22 protein-coding genes and 1 tRNA gene are annotated in these 17466 nt (G+C 57.7%); 10 read left to right on the forward strand and 13 right to left on the reverse strand.

Annotation, left to right across the window (positions count from 1 at the left end):
- Positions 1-27 precede the first annotated feature (27 nt).
- The 3 genes from ccmI to ACR0I1_RS04765 are packed head-to-tail and all read left to right on the forward strand — an operon-like array spanning position 28 to position 1960.
- Entirely contained in the window at positions 28-1248 is a 1221-nt protein-coding gene (gene ccmI / locus ACR0I1_RS04755; protein WP_480705202.1) for a c-type cytochrome biogenesis protein CcmI, read from the forward strand.
- Positions 1245-1709 (forward strand): Holliday junction resolvase RuvX, encoded by a 465-nt coding sequence (gene ruvX / locus ACR0I1_RS04760; protein WP_170403288.1) that lies wholly within the window; start codon positions 1245-1247, stop codon positions 1707-1709. The genes ccmI and ruvX overlap by 4 nt, the downstream gene beginning before the upstream one ends.
- 17 nt (positions 1710-1726) lie before the next feature.
- Entirely contained in the window at positions 1727-1960 is a 234-nt protein-coding gene (locus ACR0I1_RS04765) for a DUF1289 domain-containing protein (protein WP_170396339.1), read from the forward strand.
- Positions 1961-1969: 9 nt separating this feature from the next.
- Here the strand turns inward: ACR0I1_RS04765 and ACR0I1_RS04770 are convergent, their stop codons facing one another.
- From ACR0I1_RS04770 to ACR0I1_RS04800, 7 genes are all read right to left on the reverse strand, one after another.
- Positions 1970-2170: a hypothetical protein gene (locus tag ACR0I1_RS04770; RefSeq protein ID WP_480705204.1), complete on the reverse strand. Its 201-nt coding sequence runs from the start codon at positions 2168-2170 to the stop codon at positions 1970-1972.
- Between the two features lie 281 nt (positions 2171-2451).
- Complete coding sequence (locus tag ACR0I1_RS04775) at positions 2452-3180, reverse strand: SpoIIAA family protein (protein WP_170466341.1); 729 nt, start codon at positions 3178-3180, stop codon at positions 2452-2454.
- Positions 3181-3216: 36 nt separating this feature from the next.
- Positions 3217-4002: a hypothetical protein gene (locus tag ACR0I1_RS04780; RefSeq protein ID WP_170612435.1), complete on the reverse strand. Its 786-nt coding sequence runs from the start codon at positions 4000-4002 to the stop codon at positions 3217-3219.
- Complete coding sequence (locus ACR0I1_RS04785; RefSeq protein WP_170511906.1) at positions 3996-4820, reverse strand: sulfite exporter TauE/SafE family protein; 825 nt, start codon at positions 4818-4820, stop codon at positions 3996-3998. Before ACR0I1_RS04785 ends, ACR0I1_RS04780 begins: the two co-directional genes overlap by 7 nt.
- A gap of 28 nt (positions 4821-4848) precedes the next feature.
- Positions 4849-5868, reverse strand: coding sequence for a tRNA dihydrouridine(20/20a) synthase DusA (dusA, locus tag ACR0I1_RS04790; protein ID WP_480705206.1), 1020 nt, complete (start codon positions 5866-5868; stop codon positions 4849-4851).
- Positions 5869-5960: 92 nt separating this feature from the next.
- Positions 5961-6037, reverse strand: a tRNA-His gene (locus ACR0I1_RS04795).
- Between the two features lie 47 nt (positions 6038-6084).
- Positions 6085-6567 (reverse strand): N-acetyltransferase family protein, encoded by a 483-nt coding sequence (locus ACR0I1_RS04800; RefSeq protein ID WP_480705208.1) that lies wholly within the window; start codon positions 6565-6567, stop codon positions 6085-6087.
- A gap of 78 nt (positions 6568-6645) precedes the next feature.
- Here ACR0I1_RS04800 and ACR0I1_RS04805 point away from each other — a divergent pair, with 78 nt between their 5' ends.
- On the forward strand, positions 6646-6834 hold the full coding sequence (locus ACR0I1_RS04805; RefSeq protein ID WP_480705210.1) for a DUF6324 family protein: 189 nt from the start codon (positions 6646-6648) through the stop codon (positions 6832-6834).
- Here the strand turns inward: ACR0I1_RS04805 and ACR0I1_RS04810 are convergent.
- Entirely contained in the window at positions 6831-7262 is a 432-nt protein-coding gene (locus ACR0I1_RS04810; protein ID WP_170585370.1) for an MmcB family DNA repair protein, read from the reverse strand. The two genes, ACR0I1_RS04805 and ACR0I1_RS04810, sit on opposite strands and share 4 nt — an antisense overlap.
- Before the next feature lie 103 nt (positions 7263-7365).
- Here ACR0I1_RS04810 and ACR0I1_RS04815 point away from each other — a divergent pair, with 103 nt between their 5' ends.
- Positions 7366-7686, forward strand: coding sequence for a metalloregulator ArsR/SmtB family transcription factor (locus ACR0I1_RS04815; protein WP_170693695.1), 321 nt, complete (start codon positions 7366-7368; stop codon positions 7684-7686).
- Entirely contained in the window at positions 7683-8108 is a 426-nt protein-coding gene (locus ACR0I1_RS04820) for an SRPBCC family protein (protein WP_170585376.1), read from the forward strand. Before ACR0I1_RS04815 ends, ACR0I1_RS04820 begins: the two co-directional genes overlap by 4 nt.
- 215 nt (positions 8109-8323) lie before the next feature.
- Here ACR0I1_RS04820 and ACR0I1_RS04825 read toward each other — a convergent pair whose 3' ends face one another.
- From ACR0I1_RS04825 to ribB, 4 genes are read right to left on the reverse strand one after another with little or no spacing between them, the layout of a single operon-like run.
- Positions 8324-8629 carry a hypothetical protein gene (locus tag ACR0I1_RS04825; protein ID WP_170403312.1) on the reverse strand — a complete coding sequence of 102 codons (306 nt, stop codon included), beginning with the start codon at positions 8627-8629 and terminating at the stop codon, positions 8324-8326.
- A gap of 59 nt (positions 8630-8688) precedes the next feature.
- Positions 8689-9171, reverse strand: coding sequence for a transcription antitermination factor NusB (nusB, locus tag ACR0I1_RS04830; RefSeq protein WP_170396315.1), 483 nt, complete (start codon positions 9169-9171; stop codon positions 8689-8691).
- Complete coding sequence (locus tag ACR0I1_RS04835; RefSeq protein ID WP_480705213.1) at positions 9168-9719, reverse strand: 6,7-dimethyl-8-ribityllumazine synthase; 552 nt, start codon at positions 9717-9719, stop codon at positions 9168-9170. Before ACR0I1_RS04835 ends, nusB begins: the two co-directional genes overlap by 4 nt.
- Positions 9720-9721: 2 nt before the next feature.
- Positions 9722-10843, reverse strand: coding sequence for a 3,4-dihydroxy-2-butanone-4-phosphate synthase (gene ribB / locus ACR0I1_RS04840; RefSeq protein ID WP_480705215.1), 1122 nt, complete (start codon positions 10841-10843; stop codon positions 9722-9724).
- A 319-nt stretch (positions 10844-11162) separates the two neighbouring features.
- On the opposite strand from ribB, the gene ACR0I1_RS04845 reads away from it, so the two are divergent.
- Positions 11163-12218, forward strand: coding sequence for a phosphatase PAP2 family protein (locus ACR0I1_RS04845; RefSeq protein ID WP_480705217.1), 1056 nt, complete (start codon positions 11163-11165; stop codon positions 12216-12218).
- A gap of 3 nt (positions 12219-12221) precedes the next feature.
- On the opposite strand, the gene ACR0I1_RS04850 is transcribed toward ACR0I1_RS04845, so the two are convergent.
- Positions 12222-12809 (reverse strand): riboflavin synthase, encoded by a 588-nt coding sequence (locus tag ACR0I1_RS04850; protein ID WP_170396310.1) that lies wholly within the window; start codon positions 12807-12809, stop codon positions 12222-12224.
- A gap of 141 nt (positions 12810-12950) precedes the next feature.
- Here ACR0I1_RS04850 and ACR0I1_RS04855 point away from each other — a divergent pair, with 141 nt between their 5' ends.
- The 3 genes from ACR0I1_RS04855 to ACR0I1_RS04865 all read left to right on the forward strand — a co-directional run bounded on the left by ACR0I1_RS04855 (position 12951) and on the right by ACR0I1_RS04865 (position 17464).
- Complete coding sequence (locus ACR0I1_RS04855) at positions 12951-14249, forward strand: capsule biosynthesis protein (protein WP_480705219.1); 1299 nt, start codon at positions 12951-12953, stop codon at positions 14247-14249.
- A gap of 80 nt (positions 14250-14329) precedes the next feature.
- The gene (locus ACR0I1_RS04860) at positions 14330-15463 is read left to right on the forward strand and encodes a polysaccharide biosynthesis/export family protein (RefSeq protein ID WP_170565801.1); all 1134 of its coding nucleotides are present in this window, start codon (positions 14330-14332) and stop codon (positions 15461-15463) included.
- Positions 15464-15466: 3 nt separating this feature from the next.
- Positions 15467-17464, forward strand: coding sequence for a capsular polysaccharide biosynthesis protein (locus ACR0I1_RS04865; protein WP_480705221.1), 1998 nt, complete (start codon positions 15467-15469; stop codon positions 17462-17464).
- Positions 17465-17466: the final 2 nt, after the last annotated feature.

Consider the following 17466-nt stretch of genomic DNA (forward strand, 5'->3'; position numbering starts at 1 on the left):
AGTCAGGGCAACCATTTTGGAGGGACCATGCCGTTCTGGGTTCTCATCTTCTTGATCGCGCTGCTGATCGCGGTTTTCCTGGGTTACACGATGCTGCGCGGTCGTCGCGGCACCGGCCCGACAGCTGCTTATGATCTACGAGTCTATCGTGAACAGCTAGCAGGCGTTGACAAAGACTTGGCGCGCGGCGTGATCGCGAAAGCTGATGCCGAGCGTGTACGCACGGAAATCTCGCGCCGTATCCTGGCCGCAGACGCGCAGATGCGCAATGAAGACAAAGGCACCGGGCCATCACGCTTGGTTACCATAATAGCGTTCCTCGCCATGGCCGCCGTTCTGGTTGGTGGCGGGTTGGCGATGTATCGTCAGTTGGGTGCTGCCGGTTTCCCTGACATGCCCCTTTCAGTTCGTCTGGAAATGGCAGAAGACCTGCGCGAAAATCGACCCAGCCAGGCTGAGGCCGAGGGCATTGCCACACCGCTCCAGACGCCTCCGCTGGACGAAAGCTATGCAACTTTGCTGAACCGGCTGCGCGAAACTGTGGCCGAACGCCCCGATGATCTGCAAGGCCATACCCTGCTGGCACAGCATGAAACCAACGCGGGGAACTTCAAAGCAGCGTATGAGGCACAAACCCGTGTGATCGAACTGTCGGGTGACAACGCGTCGGCTCAGGCCTATTCGGATCAGGCAGAGATGATGATTTTGGCCGCTGGCGGCTACGTCTCACCGGAAGCGGAAGCCGCCTTGCGACAGGCGCTTGAGCGCAATCAGCGCTTGGGTCCTGCCCGGTATTATTGGGGGCAGATGCTGGCACAGACCGGGCGGCCTGATATGGCTTATCGCGTTTGGGTCGAAACTCTGAATGACGCCCCCGCCGGCGCGCCATGGGCGAATGCCATCCGGTCACAGATCGATGAATTGGCATTCCGCGCAGGCGTGTTTAACACACCCGACTTTTCTGCTGCATCCGGCCCCAGCCAGGACGATGTAAATGCTGCCGCCGAGATGTCGCCAGAGGAACGACAAGAAATGATCCGCGGCATGGTCGATGGCCTTTCGGACCGCCTTGCGACCGAGGGCGGGACACCCGAGGAGTGGGCTCGCCTGATTGCCGCCTTGGGCGTGCTGGGCGAAGGCCAACGCGCCATCAAAATCAGGAACGAAGCCAAGGAAGTATTTGCGGGTAACGCCGAAGCGTTGGAGATGATCGACGCTGCCGCGCTGCAGGCCGGAATCGCTCAATGATCCACGACGCGTTCGAAGACTTCGCAGCATCCCTGCCCCCAATGTCAGCCCTGATGGGGCTGGATCTGGGAGAAAAGACCATCGGCGTTTCCGTCTCGGACCGGATGCGCGGCGTGGCCACCCCGCTTGAGACGGTACGACGCAAGAAATTCACACTGGATTCCGCGCGTTTGATCGAGATTGTGACCGAGCGTGAGATCGGCGGCATTATCCTCGGACTGCCGCGCAACATGGATGGCAGCGAAGGGCCGCGCTGCCAGTCAACCCGCGCCTTCGCACGAAACATGACCCGTTTGACCGATCTGCCCATCGGTTTCTGGGACGAACGACTAAGCACCGTTGCGGCAGAAAAAGCACTGCTTGAGGCGGATACGACACGAAAACGTCGCGGACAGGTTATTGATCACGTCGCAGCAGGCTATATTCTGCAAGGCGCGCTGGACAGACTGCGCTTTCTTTGACGGATCGGAAAACGCCCATGACGAATATGGTTTGGAAACGGGACGAGGTCGAAAGCCCTTGCATCCAAATCTGCGTCGTTCACCCGACCGAACGTATCTGCACCGGCTGCTACCGCACCATTGACGAGATCACGCGCTGGTCAAAGATGGACAGCACCGAACGGGCCGAAATCATGCAGGATCTGCCGGAACGCAAACCCCGTCTGGCAAAGCGCCGTGGTGGCCGTGCCGCCCGGCTGCAAGGGTCCTGATCCGCAAGCCTAGTATTTTGGTCTCCGCGTAGGCTTAAGATCACTCAGAGATTCGTGATCCCGCAATTCAGAACCGAACAGTTTAACCAGCTCGTTCTGGGTTGTCGTCTTGGCAGGTCGCGGGCGCAACTCAACTTCCAACTCGTAGCTTTCAACCTGTTCGGGAGTGTCCTTCGAAAGAATGCGTTTTAGTACTGAGCGAAAAATCATTGCTCTTCCAATATGTAATAAACGACGCGCCACTGCGGGACCGTTCCGAACACCGAGGGGGGAAGAGTCCGGAAGCTGTGTTTGAGTGAGTGGTGGCCCACAGCGACGCGAAACAGCTTGTTGCCTCTCCCTCTAAATCCGGGACAGGTAAGGACTTTTTAAGTTATTTGACCAACCAGTCAATAATAGCGCTAACTTAAAGTTGCATTCCGTAACGTCAACGCAAAAAAGAACAATGCCTATGATTACAAGGCATTGTTTCTGAACCGTTTTTAGAGCATTTAGCCAGTCGCAAGCCAGGTTATTGCATTCTCGTATTCCTCCGCCGGGAAATACTGGGTCCGCGTTCCCAGAACATGACTGGCCATGCGTTGCGCCATTTTTTGCCATGTCTTGTCACCGACAATCGCTGCACGATCCAGCATCCCAATATGACCAGCCGCCAGTCTGAAATGGGCTGCCATTGCAGTCAGACCCTGCCAACCATCGAACTCGCGCAGATCGATCAACAGGCGAAACCCGTCACGTTCGCGCAACAGCGCATCAAGATCGGTTTGAGCCTGACCGTATTCCTGTGAATCCAGTTTGCCCATCAGGCGGATCTGCACGCAAGGTCCGCCCAGATCCGTCACGTGGATCGCCCCGAGAGATTCGCGCATCCAGCGACGCGCTTCCTCCACCTCATCCATTCCAAAAACGTGCACCGGGCAAGGCAGGATCGGGGCAGCCAGGCGGACGCTTGTTTGCACCCATCCCTGGTCCGCCACAACGCCAATCCGGTCGAATCCGCGCCAATGGCTGAGCCCCAACTTGGTATCGGACCATGCGGCACCCAGATCATATCCCTTGAACTCGGACCCAACGATCGCCAGCAGACGTATGGCGTCGTGCTCTTCCAATGCGGCCTCAATAGCGGGAACAAGCGTGCTCGCGTAATCTGCGCTAGTGACCTCGCCCGAAAGCTCGACCTCAATAAGGGCACCATCTGCATTCGTGTGAACCGTAATCATCGAACCAACTCTCCAAAGCCAAACAATGGCAGGAGGTTACGGGGATTCGAGCCATTGCGCTACACCACCAGGCAACTGAGGGCGGAAATAGGCGATCATCCGTCCATCCGGTCCAGCGCTGGCATTCGGACCCCATGGTGCAACACCATGCAGACAGTGGCGGTGCAACAGATAGGCTTCGCCCGGGCGCGCCGGTAGCTCGAGGCGCGGACAGGTCTCGAACACTTCGCGACGCGCAGCCTGATAGACATCTGTGATATCGGCCTCGCTCAATTCATGCCGCGGCACCTTCTTCATCGCGGCCCGAAAAGCATCGCCGAGGATTTTGTGGCTTCCCTCCCACAGCACCATTGGTGCTGCGTCCACACTGGCCTCGGTAAGTGGGATACCCAATATCCAGGCATGAGGTTCATCCACCCGCCGTCGTCGATCAGGGCCAGCTGGCTTGAGCCCGTCCACATGCGCCGCATCTCGCCGCGCACGATACCGCGCCGCAGCCTCGCTTTCGCCACGCCGGGGTTGAGGGTAGCCCGGATATATTACCGACACCTGCCCTTTGTGCAGATCAATCGATCCAAACTGCTGGTGTGCCAGTTCGATGGCCGCGCCCGCCAGTGCAGGCGAACCCGCGACCCTGCCCTGCGCATCATTGTCCAGTGCATCAACGCCAATGAACCACGTGCCATCGCAATCGTGCCAAGCTGCATGAGCCGGATCGCTGACGGACGCACGCGCAGTGGGAAGAGCGTGCGCCACCCAATCCGCCAACGCTCCATCATAAGGAAACTTTACCCAACCTAGCTCGTAAAACGACGCTACCACCCCAACGCCTTTCTCAGCATATTCAGAGCAACCAGGGTAAGGAATACCGCGAAGACCCGCCTGAGCGGCTTCGGATCCATCGCATGCGCCAGCTTAACGCCCCACGGGGCGGTGATCATAGTCATCGCAACGACGATACCGAAAGCCACCAGATTGACCGCGCCAATGGTCAGCGGCGGGCGATGCTCCGGAGCGATGTTGAGAAACAAAAAACCAAGCACCGACGGTACAGCGATGATCACGCCAAAGCCCGCTGCGGTCGCAACCGCCCGGTGGATCGGAGTGTTATAAAGGCTCATCAATGGAACGCCGAAACTGCCCCCGCCAATTCCCATCAGTACCGACAGAAACCCTACCGAAGGGGAAAGCGCGGCGCGGCGCAATCCTTTGGGCATCGCATCCCCCAACCGCCACTCGGATTTACCCAATCCAAGATAGATGCCGATAACCATACCAAGCATGCCGAACAGCGCCTGCAAAAACTCTGTCCTCAGAGCTGAAGCCACCAGAACACCGATCACCGCACCCACCGCTATGCCTGGCCCCCAGCCGCGCAGGATGCCCCAATCCACCGCGCCTTTCTTGTTATGGCTAAGAACCGATCGGATCGACGTTACAATGATCGTCGCCAGCGAAGTTGCGAGGCATAGCTGCATCAGCTGAGGCCCGCCATATCCAAGTGTCTGAAACGCATAGAAAAACGCGGGCACCAGAACGATTCCACCGCCAACGCCCAAAAGTCCAGCCAACACCCCGGCCAAAGCGCCGATCACAAGCAAAAGGCCCAGCATCTGGGCCAGCAACATCGTCTCGGGCATCATTCCCCCATAGCGGCTCGAAGCCGTCTTAGCCTACCTGTTCCACCTGCGATAGCGCAGCAACAGAGTCCAGAGCCTGCAGGATCACTTCTGGGCCGGCATTCTCGCGCACAGCACCTTCGGAGAGCATCCGCCGCCATCCCCGCGCACCGGGACGCCCCGCGAACAGGCCCAGCATATGCCGCGTGATCTGGTGCAATCGACCACCGTCGACAAGATGCGCCTCGACATAGGGCAGCATATTTTGCACCACTTCAATGGGATCCGCGACGCTGCCCGTTCCAAAGATCAACGGGTCCGCAGCCGCCAAAATATCTGTCGGTTGGTGATAGGCGGCACGACCGATCATGACACCATCAAGCCCATCCTCCAGATGCTGTTGCGCCTGAGCAAGCGACGTAATGCCACCATTGATCGAGATGTGCATGTCCGAAAAATCAGCCTTCATCCGGTGCACAAGACCATAGTCCAACGGTGGAATATCCCTGTTTTCTTTGGGGCTTAACCCCTGCAACCAAGCTTTGCGCGCATGGATCGTCACCCGCTGACAACCGGCCTTGCGAATCTGGTCGAGGAAAGCAGGTAGCACTTCTGAAGGTTCCTGTTCGTCAACACCGATACGGCATTTCACCGTGACTTCGAGCTTCACCGCCTCGCGCATCGCCGCAACGCATTCCGCGACCTTTTCTGGTGCGCGCATCAATACCGCACCGAATGTCCCTGATTGCACACGGTCAGACGGACACCCACAATTCAAGTTGATCTCGTCATATCCGGCTTCCGCGCCCAGCTTGGCCGCCTGCGCCAATTCCTGCGGGTCAGAACCCCCTAGCTGCAACGCAACCGGGTGCTCCTGAGGATTAAAGTCCAGCAGATGCAGTGCGCCGCCGCGCACCAAAGCAGGCGCTGTGACCATTTCGGTGTAAAGCAAGGTCTCAGTGCTGAGCAGACGATGCAGAAACCGGCAGTTTTTGTCGGTCCAATCCATCATGGGTGCAACGGAAAGCCGTGCACTTCTGCGGATATCTATGGGTTTCTTGTTCGGCATATCTTGCTCATGTCATCAGGACGCAGTTTTCGCCACGTACCGGGTATACCGAAAGACCTGCAACCGGCAAACCGTTCTTGGGTGTTGGGAGATGGTACCGCCTCCCTGGCTTGAACAGGGGACCTCTGGATCCACAATCCAGCGCTCTAACCAACTGAGCTAAGGCGGCACTTGTGAGGGGCGATTTAGCGAAGGCGTGCGGGGATTGCAAGGGGATTAAAGCTGAATTCGCCAGCTTTGTTCGACCAGATCACATCCGAAAGAATGCACCGGCTTACTGTCGGTCAGCTCCCACCCAAAGGCGCGATAAAGCCCACAGGCCGCCGCGTGGCTTTCGTGGGTCCACAACGCCATCCGGCGATATCCCGCGTCGCGGGCAAAGCCCATGCACGTGGTCAGTAGCCGCTTGCCCAGCCCCTGCCCGCGCGCCTCGGGCAGCAGCAAAAACAATCGTAGCTTGGCGGTTTGATCATCCAATTTGACGCAGAAAATACTGCCCAACCGGTCCCCGTCGCTCTCGGCGATCCAGCCCTGTTCGCAGGTTGGATCGTGATCCGCGATGAAATCCGCCAGAATACGTGCAACCAGCGGGCCGAAACTGTCATCAAACCCTTCGTCACGGGAATAAAGCACGTCATGCTGTTCAACCAGCCACGGCGCATCCTCGGCGCGGAAAGGTCTGAGCGTCGTCGTCCCCATGCCCTATCTGACCTCATAGTCGGCTTGATTCTCAACCCATCGCACGTTAGCACCAAGGCGCATTTCCCGGAGGCGAACATGGGCATTAACACCGAACGCGACATCGAAGCAAACCTGCAGATCGGCCCCACCGATCACGGTATGGTGCGCCTGTTCATCGAGGGTAACGGCATTGAGATTCCGATGGATTTCGACCCCGAAGAGGCCGAAGAAATCGCCGAGGAAATTCGTGCCGCAGCCCAAGCCGCGCGCGCCGTCCAAAGTTAAATCCGGGGGTCACGCAAGGCCTGCAGACGCCGGGCAGAATCCATCGCGAATTTCTGAACCATCTTTTTGCGCCGCGCCGGGGCCAGCTTGCTTTCTGGCCCCATGCGGATGATTTCGGCGTCATAGGCATCGGCGATGATCAGGCCCGTTTCCGCAGGCAGCAGCTCGGTCGGGAAATCCGTATCAACCGCCCAAAAGAATCGGTCACACCAGTCAAGATAGCCCTGCCATTTGGAATCCGACTGATAATCGGCGCGGCTGGATTTACACTCGACCACCCAAATCTCACCCTTTGGGCCCAGCCCCATCACATCGACCCGCAGCCCGCGGGACGGAACAAATTCTTCAATCGAAACATAGCCGTGGGTCAACAGGTGACGCGAAACACCACGGGCCAGCTTCTGTCCGGGCTGCATAATTAGTGTCATTCCGAGAATGTGAACAATTCATGAACAAAAATCAAGCAACTTGACATGATACCATTTGGTATCTCATACATATGATACCAAATGGTATCTGGTGAAATTTATCATGAACTCACAAACTCAAAACGCATTCCGGGCGCTCGCCGACCCGACCCGGCGGGACATTGTTCAAATGCTCGCCGCCCAAGACATGACGATTGCCCAACTGACCGAGCGTTTCGACATGACCCGCGCGGCGGTCAAGAAACACCTGACGGTCCTGTCAGATGGCGGTCTGATCACGGTCGAGGCCAGAGGTCGCGAACGCATCAATCGCCTTGAACCACAGGGGATGGCTCCGGTTCTGGACTGGCTCAGCTACTTTGACCGGTTCTGGGATGATCGCCTCGCCAATCTTAAGAAAGCTATCGAAGGGAACAAGAAATGACAGACGCAGTTTTGCAGAAAACAATCTTTCTCCGCGCCACACCGGAGGTCGTTTGGGACTATTTGACCGATCCCGACCGGCTGGCCGAGTGGTTTCATAAACCCGAACGCCCCCTGGCCGCAGGACAAAAGCTTGAGATGTTCGGGACGACCAGTGGCGACCTTCTGATTTGGGGTGAAGTGCGTGAAGCGAGGCGTCCTGAGTATCTTGAATATACATTCACCATCAAACCGATGGGCGGCGCCGAAAGCGTGGTCAAGTGGACGCTGGACCCCGTTGCTGGCGGCACACGCCTTGGACTGCTGCACGAGGGCCTACCTCAAGGGGCTGACGCCTTTGGCTTGATCCTTTCGCTGGATGACGGATGGGATGAACATTTCGGCAAGATGCGCACCGCTTTGCACGAAACTGTTGATGCTTAACCCCTTGTGCGAACCTACTTCAGGCCCTACTTAGGCCCGTGGCGGGTTCTGCCCTTCTTGTGACTGGTAGCATTCTGGTGGCCTTAAGCAATTCCGAGGGGGCTGGCTCTGTTCAGGTCCTGGCCTGATTACCTGGCGCCCACCTGTACATACAGGTCCTCGGGAATCAAACCGCACGGTTGACTGGTGGTCCCGCCACATATTTACCTAATAAATCAGCGCCCTGCGCGCACTTCCTGTTTGATCGGCGCAGGCTTCAAACCATGAGCAATCGGTGTTCCACCACGTGGTTTGTTCGGCTTCTCAGCCATGCTCATGATCGCATAGGCGAACTGCACACCCGCAAAGACGATCCCGTTCATGAACCAGATCATGGCCAACGCGATCAGACCAATTTCCGAACTGGTGATCAGATGCCGTAGATTGGCCACGTTGAGCGCCAGCAGCACCCCGACAAAGACGGCCGAGATCACAAAGCCCCAGATGACTTGCGTAATGTAGAGACGGACCAGTTTGGGCATGGCGAACCTCCTTGCGCTGTGATGGTGAGTCTAGCGCATGCAGGGTCGCGGTAAAGGCGTCAGAACGCCTCGGGCTGGGCTTCGCGCGCCATGTGATCCAACACAGCGTTCACGAATTTGGGCTCTTTGCCTTCCGGGAAGAACGCACGTGCGACATCGACGAATTCGGTGATCACGACCTTTGGCGGCGTGTCGCTCTGGGTCAACTCAGCCCCGGCCGCGCGAAACACAGCGCGCAGGGTCGGATCGATGCGCGCAATGGGCCATTTGGCGACCAATGCACGATCGGTCATCTGGTCGATGGTGGCCTGATAGTTCACGGCGTCATCCACCAACTTACGGAAGACACTAATATCGCCATCCAGCATCTCATCCCCCTCGTAGACCGCGCCAAACCGATGATCCAGAAACTCATTCACAACCTGTTCAGTCGTCTGGCCCGACTGCTCCATCTGGAACAGCGCCTGCACGGCATAAAGCCGGGCGGCGGATTTCATAAGGCGTTTCTGGTTGGCCGGTTTCGGCGCGTCTGTCTGGGTCATACTGTCGTGGGTCCGTTGCTGTCGCCCGCCACAAGGATGGACTCGGACGGTGGCTTGAAGCCCACGCCCTTTTTGGAAGAGCCCCACTTACGGCTGAGCGCGATCAGATGCAAGGCCGCAGCCGCCGCTCCACCGCCTTTATTCATCTTTTCGGGGTTTGCACGTACCTCGGCCTGTTCGTCGTTTTCGACAGTCAGGATGCCATTGCCGATCAGCAGGCCCTGCAGGCCCATCAACTGGATTGCACGGCTAGAGTCGTTGCAGACGGTTTCATAATGCGTCGTCTCGCCCCGAATGACACAGCCCAACGCGACATAGCCGTCGTAGTTGCACTGACGGTCGGCCATGGCGATTGTGGTCGGGATTTCCAGCGCACCGGGCACTTCGACCACGTCGCAGGTGCCGCCTGCGGCCTCGATCTCGGCCTTGGCACCAGCGACCATGTTGTCGGCGATGGCACGGTAGAACGGAGCCACCACCAGCAGCAGTTTCACCGGCTTGTCGAAGCTGGGAGTCGGCAGAATGCCATGTTTGTCTTTTTCAGCCATTATCAGTCTTCCTTGAGGATCGAGCGGGTGCCGACGATTGACAGTCCAAACGCGTCGAGCCCCAGATACACGGTTTCAGGCGAGTCTGTCAGCAACACCAGTTCCTGAATACCCATCTTGGACAGGATCTGCGCACCCAGACCGGTTTGCTTGATCGTGCGCGGGCCTTCGTCGTCTGCGGCATACAGCGAATTTCGCGGCTGACGGAAAAGGCAAACGACGCCGCGCCCCTCTTCGGCGATCTTTTCCATCGCGCGGGGCAGCTCTCGTGACGATTTCGGGCCAAGACCCAGAATATCGGGCGCTTCATGCAGGGCGTGGGTCCTGGTCAGGACCGGCTCGGGCGTTGTGATGTCGCCCTTGATCATGACAACGTGTTCGATACCGTGGGTCTGGTCGGTGAAAATCCGCATCTCCCATTCGCCACCGTATTCGGAATTCACTGTCTCGCGCGAAGTTTCAACCACCAGATTGTCGTTACGCGAGCGATAGGCGATCAGATCACTGATCGTGCCGATCTTCATTTCATGCTCTTTGGCGAAGGCGACCAGATCAGGCAGGCGCGCCATTGTGCCATCGGGCTTCATGATCTCGCAGATCACGCCCGAGGGGTTCAGCCCGGCCAGACGCGAGATATCAACGGCGGCCTCGGTGTGCCCTGCACGCACCAATACACCGCCCCTTTTGGCGCGCAGGGGGAAGACATGGCCTGGGGTCGCTATGTGAGCCATAGTGTTTTGCTCATTGATTGCCGTCGCCACAGTCAGCGCGCGATCAGCGGCCGATATTCCCGTCGAAACTCCCTCGCGGGCTTCTATCGACACGGTGAAGGCTGTCTCATGACGCGACGAGTTGTTCACCGCCATCATCGGCAGGCCCAGGCTATCGATCCGTTCCGCTGTCATCGGCAGGCAGATCAACCCGCGCCCATGGGTCGCCATGAAATTGATCGCCTCTGCGTCAGCGAACTCAGCCGCGATCACCAGATCACCCTCATTCTCGCGGTCCTCATGATCCACAAGAATGTACATCCGGCCCTTTCGGGCCTCGTCGATGATTTCCTCGATCGGACTGATCGCCTCGCGCAATTGGGCCTCTACCGGTCCGGGGGTTTCAAAACTCATAGGGCAGCCTTTCGCACAACGGGTTTGAATGGCGGGATAGACCAGAGTGGACGCAAAGACCAGCCTGTAAGCACTGCGAGACAGATTGAAATGCCCAGCGCTATAGGGACAGCGATGAAATCTGGTGCCAACTCAGTTTACCAATCCTATGCGCCAGTTTTGACTTAGGCCTTTTCTGAGCATTGTTGCCAATAGCTGAACCTTTAGGCCGGTTGCGTGAACTTTGTCCACAAATTGCCCCAATTGGGCCCTTGGATCGCCTGATATCCTAGGCACCAGTCATTGTATAATGTCCTAGCTAGACGAGAATTTGAGCCCAGTGTCTAAGACCGCTGATCTGCCCGCTGCAAATTTCGTGCGTGTAAGCGCCCTTCGGCGAAACAGGCTGCTGCTATCACTCATTGCACTGCAGATGGTCTATGCCATTGCCGTTAGCATCTATGTAGGACGGTCATATTGGGATTTTTCGACCTCTTCCCTGATTGTCATCTCAGTTCGTCTGCTTGGTTTCATGTTCGCAAATTTCGTTCTTTGGCGACTTGGCGTTGCCATGTTCATCGTGCGACCCAAAAAGCCAATTCAATGGATGTTGCAAGATCTGCGATCCAATATGGCAGATGTTGAAAAAGCGACCGATGCGGTTATCTGCTTTCTCAGCATCGTCGCTCTTATCCTGACCTATACCTTCCTGAAGAACGAAATACATGCTGTGAATCCGACACTCTGGGATGAGCAATTCGTGCAATGGGACCGGTTTCTGCACGGCGGCGTCGATCCGTGGACCTTGCTATGGCCCATTTTGGGATCCCCGATCGTAACCACAGCGGTGAATGGCGCCTATCACATCTGGTTTCCCATGATTTACGTCGCGGTTTGCGTCGCCTGTCTGGACCGCAGTGACCCGAACCGCAGCACCGTTTTTCTGGTAGCGTTTGCACTGTGCTGGTTTATAGGCGGCAATGTGATTGCAACCATCTTTGCCTCGGTCGGTCCCGTTTACTACGAACCCTTCAATCTTGGCTCTGACTTCGTTCCGCAGATGGAGTTGTTACGCAAATCACACGAAATCAGCCCGGTCTGGGCGCTGAATGTGCATGAAATGCTGTTGGATGGTTATCGGAATAATGGGCTAGCAGGCGGAATCTCGGCGATGCCCAGCATGCATGTAGCCTCTACCGTGCTGCTGGCGTTCTACGGCTTCACCTATTCGCGTTGGCTCGGCTGGGCGCTGTCGGTGTTTGCCTTCATCATCTTACTAGGCTCGGTTCACCTCGCCTGGCACTACGCCATCGACGGGTATGTCTCAATCCTGCTGGCTTCATGCTTCTGGTGGCTGTCCAAGAGGCTGACGGCCAAATTTGGACCTTCCACCTGAAGGTCAGGACATCTCGGCCAGTCGCGCGACGTATCGGGCCAGGGTATCGATCTCAAGGTTCACGCGATCACCAACCGAGACGTCACCCCATGTGGTGACCTCTTTGGTGTGAGGGATGAAGTTGATACCAAAGTCACACCCGTCCACATCATTAACCGTCAGCGATGTGCCGTTCAGTGCAACGGACCCTTTCGGAGCGATAAACCGCGCCAGATTGGCAGGCGCCCGCAATGTCACCCGCGTGCTGTCACCCTCGTCTATCACAGAGACCACCTCTGCCACGCCATCCACGTGGCCCGAGACGATGTGCCCTCCCAATTCATCCCCGACTTTCAAGGCACGTTCCAGGTTGACGCGTTTGCCCACCTGCCAACTGTCCAGATTGGTTTTCGAAACCGTCTCAGCGCTGATCTGCACATCATACCAATCATCGCCCAACGCGATGACGGTTAGGCAGACGCCATCGCTTGCGATGGAAGCGCCAATATCAATGCCCGCCGTTTCATAGCTTGTCTTGATCCGTGCCCGCAGGTCTCCCTGCTGGTCCAGTTCGGTAACGGTGCCAATATCGGTGACGATCCCTGTGAACATATCATTAACCCTCTGAACCTAGCTTCAACAGCCGAGGTAAAGGCACACAGCCCCACCGGCAAGCCCTGCCTTGCCGTGAAAACGACAAAGAGGCATAATTTTATACAAACGCACCACAAGGCCACTAGACGAGCAGATAGCATGGCACCCTTGACCGCTTGCCCCGACCGGCGTGTGTTCCTGTTTCTACAAGGACCGCATGGCCCGTTCTTTAACGCGCTTGGTCGGATGCTGCGTGCTGCGGGTGCCCAGGTCTGGCGGGTTGGCTTCAACGCGGGTGATCAGGCCTTCTGGGGCGAAAAATCCAGCTATATTCCGTATCGCGGTGCGCCCGACGACTGGCCAGAAACCTTCAGCGATTTGCTCGCCCACCATGGTGTGACCGATATCGTGCTCTATGGCGACACCCGGCCCGTGCATGCACGCGCAGTTGAGATTGCCAAAGCACGCGGGACCACTGTTCATGTGTTTGAAGAAGGCTACCTGCGCCCTTGGTGGGTGACCTATGAACGAAACGGGTCGAACGGAAACTCACGCCTGATGGAACTGGATGTGGCGCAGATGCAGACGGCGCTGGAACAGTCCGAAGGGCATGCGCCCCCACCGCCTTCCCATTGGGGGGATATGCGCCAGCACATCTTTTACGGTGCGCTCTATCACTGGTTTGTGCTGTTTCTGAACCGCAGATATCAGAAATTCCGACCACATCGAGAGCTGCCGGTTTCGAAAGAGTTTCGTTTGTACTTCAAACGTCTGAGTCTGATGCCCATTCACAGGCTACAGCGGGGTTGGGCCACAGCACAGGTCAGGTGGAGCGGTTTTCCATACCATCTTGTGTTGCTTCAATTGGGGCATGACAGCTCGGTCCAATACCACTCGGATTTTTCCTGTATGTCCGATTTTCTCGAACAAGTGATCGCCGGATTCGCCAAAGGCGCCCCTGCGCATCACCACCTTGTCATCAAGGAACACCCGCTTGAGAACCACCGTGAACCGCTGCGGCTGCGGGCGCGCCAGCTTGCAGCACAGCACGGCATCACAAACCGAATTCACTATGTGCCCGGTGGTAAGCTGGCCAGGTTGCTAGACGATGCAAAATCCGCCGTGACGGTGAATTCCACGGCAGGCCAGCAGGTTCTGTGGCGTGGCATACCTTTGCGGATTTTTGGGCAGTCGGTTTATGACAAGCCCGAATTCGTATCTCGGCAATCGATTGAGGCATTCTTTGCCCAGCCAGATGCCCCGGGCGGCAAGGCCTATCGGGCTTATCGCCAATTTCTTCTGGAAACCTGCCAAGTCCCCGGGGGGTTCTATTCTCGCCGAGGGCGTCGTCAATTGCTGCGGCGAGCGGCTGATATGATGCTATCGGCTCAGGACCCCTATCAAGGGTTGCTCTCCGATAAAGAGGCCACAACGCCACAGTTGCGCGTTGTTGAATGATCGCGGGCAACCTGCTGCTGGATGTTTCGAAGCGATGCGGGTAACCTTCCCAAAACAAAGACGATTGAGGTAAATCGGCAGTGCAGCGCTTTCCTACCCGATGGATCCGGGGGGTTTCCCTTGTGGCGACCCTTGGCCTGCTGGCAGCATGCCAGCTTCCCAAATCCGGACCGAACAAAAACGAAATTCTAGCCGGGTCGGTCGAAAACGGGGGTAACGCCTTTGTAGTTGAGGTCGACGACCGTGTTGCGCGGGCCACATCGGTGATTCCGCAATACGGGTTTTCGAAATCTTTCCGCAGCGCGCAAAGCGTCGCATCCGATACCGTACGCCCCGGCGATATTCTGAGTCTCAGCATCTGGGAAAATGTCGAGGATGGGTTGCTAAGTTCCGCAGCCGGTGGCGCAACCGTTCTGGATCAGGTGCAGGTCGACAGCGAAGGTTACATATTTGTCCCTTATGCCGGGCGGCTGCGTGCGGCGGGCAATACGCCCGAGCAGCTCCGCACGTTGATTTCCTCGAAGCTGGAAGAACAGACTCCGGATCCGCAAGTCCAAGTGTCGCGCACTCCGGGCGATGGGTCGACCGTTTCTCTGACCGGAACTATCGGCGCGCCGGGAATCTATCCGATTGAGCGACCAACTGGCTCGTTATCGACCATGCTCGCGCAAGCAGGCGGGGTGGCAGTTGCATCCGATATCGCATTGGTCACTGTGATCAGGGGCAAGCAAAGTGGAACCATCTGGTACGACGATCTGTTCCGCAACCCGGAAACCGATATCGCCCTGCGCGGCGGCGATCGCATTCTGGTCGAACAGGACAGTCGCTCATACATCGCGCTGGGTTCGACCGGCGGACAATCCCGCGTGGCCTTTGAAAGTCAGGACTTATCTGCCCTTGAGGCGCTGGCACAGGTCGGAGGCCTACAGCCGCTATCTTCAGACCCGACCGGTATTTTTGTTCTGCGTGAGGAACGGCAGGATGTGGCGCGCAATGTCATGGGACGTCCCGAGCTACAGGGTGATCAGCGCATGATCTATTTGCTGAACCTGACCGCGCCCAATGGCCTGTTCATCGCCCGCGATTTCGTGATCCGAGACGATGACACGATATACGTCACCGAGGCCCCATATGCACAGTGGAGCAAATCTGTCTCGCTGATTGCTGGAGGTCTGACGCCATTTGCGAATGTGGCGACGCTTACGGGTAACTGATGAATGCTCTCTGAATCGGAGAACACGGCCGGGGGCGAACGCTCCCGGCTTTTTGTTTACAACGGTGGGTTCCTGTCACAGTCGCGGCTGCGTCGTATATTGTCTCTGGCCGGGTATGACATCCGGCTTGGTCTGCCACAGCCAGACGATCTGGTCGGGGTCTGGGGCAACAGCCCGACAGCCCATCGAGGCATGGGTATCGCGCAGAAACGCGATGTGCCCGTCCTGAGGGTCGAAGACGCGTTCCTGCGGTCTCTGCACCCTGGACGAAGCGGTGAGGCACCCATGGGTCTGTTGTTGGATCGATCGGGTCTGCATTTTGATCCGAGTGTGCCTTCGGATCTGGAAACTCTGTTAGCCACGCATCCGCTGGATGACACCGCCCTGCTGGATCGCGCGCGAGGCGCAATCGCGCGCATCCGAGAGCTGCATCTGAGCAAATACTCGGCCATTGACCTTGATCTGACGCCTCCCGATCCTGGCTACGTTCTAGTGATCGACCAGACGCAGGGAGATGCTGCCGTCACCGCAAGCAACGGCGACTATGCACGGTTCCGCGAGATGCTGGTAATCGCGCAAGAGGAAAACCCCGGCGCACGCATCCTCATCAAAAGCCACCCCGAAACCACGGCAGGCCACCGCAAGGGATACTTTTCCGATCAGGATCTGAGTGACAGAATATCGATCCTCGACAGCCCCATAAGTCCATGGTCGCTGCTTGAAGGGGCCATCGGGGTTTACACGCTGTCCTCGCAGATGGGATTTGAGGCGATATTGGCCGGGCACAAACCACGCGTGTTCGGGCAACCATTCTACGCTGGGTGGGGGCTAACGCAGGATGATGCCCCCCTGCTCCGTCGCCAACGGAATCTTACACGGGCGCAGCTTTTTGCAGCTGCGATGATCTTGTATCCGCGTTGGTATGATCCCTACCATGATCGCCTGTGCGAATTGGAATGCGTGCTCGATACGCTTGAGGCGCAAACCCGAGCTTGGCGGCAGGACCACAAAGGCTGGACCGCCTCCGGGATGCGGGTATGGAAACGCCGCCACCTGCAACGCATTTTCGGCCAGCACCATAAGGTGCGTTTCGTGGCCGAGCAGCCAGAGAACACCAAACAACCCCATATGGTCTGGGCCAGCCGAGCCGGTGAGACGCTGAATGCAACCCGGATTGAGGATGGCTTTTTACGATCCCGCGGGTTGGGCGCGGAGCTGGTTCCACCGCTGTCGCTGGTGACCGATGATATCGGCATCTACTACGATCCAACGCATCCCAGCCGCCTGGAGGAATGGATCACCACGCGCGAAACCTTGCGCCCTGATCAGAGGCTCCGCGCCGAGCGGCTGACAGCCCGGCTGCTGACCGAGGGCCTAAGCAAGTACAACATCGGCCACCCCGCCCCGGACCTACCGAAGGGGCGTCGCGTTCTAGTGCCAGGTCAGGTTGAAGATGACGCCTCGATCCGGCTGGGAACAAGCAATATCCGCACCAATCTCGATCTGCTGCGCGCGGCGCGCGAGGCCAATCCCGACGCTGTGTTGATCTATAAACCTCATCCGGATGTCGAAGCTGGTCTGCGCGACGGCAAAATCGAAACTGATCTGGCCGATGTCATTGTAGAAGGCACCGATCCTGCCACCCTGCTTGGACAGGTGGATGAAGTCTGGACTATGACCTCTCTGCTGGGGTTCGAGGCTTTGCTGCGCGGCGTCCGGGTCACCACACTCGGCGCACCGTTCTACGCCGGTTGGGGGCTGACAACGGATCTGGGGGCAGTGCCTGCGCGACGTGGCGCGCGGCCTTCGTTGATGGGATTGGTGCACGCAACCCTGATCGACTACCCGCGCTATTTCGACCCACAGACGGGGCAGGCCTGCCCTGTAGAAATCGCGGTTGAACGGCTTGCGCAAGGTACGCCATCCCCTACCGGACCCGTAAATCGCATCTTGTCCAAATTTCAGGGCGCACTGGCGACGCATGCGCATTGGTGGCGCTGAAG

The sequence above is a fragment of the Ruegeria sp. B11 genome, assembly GCF_056539785.1.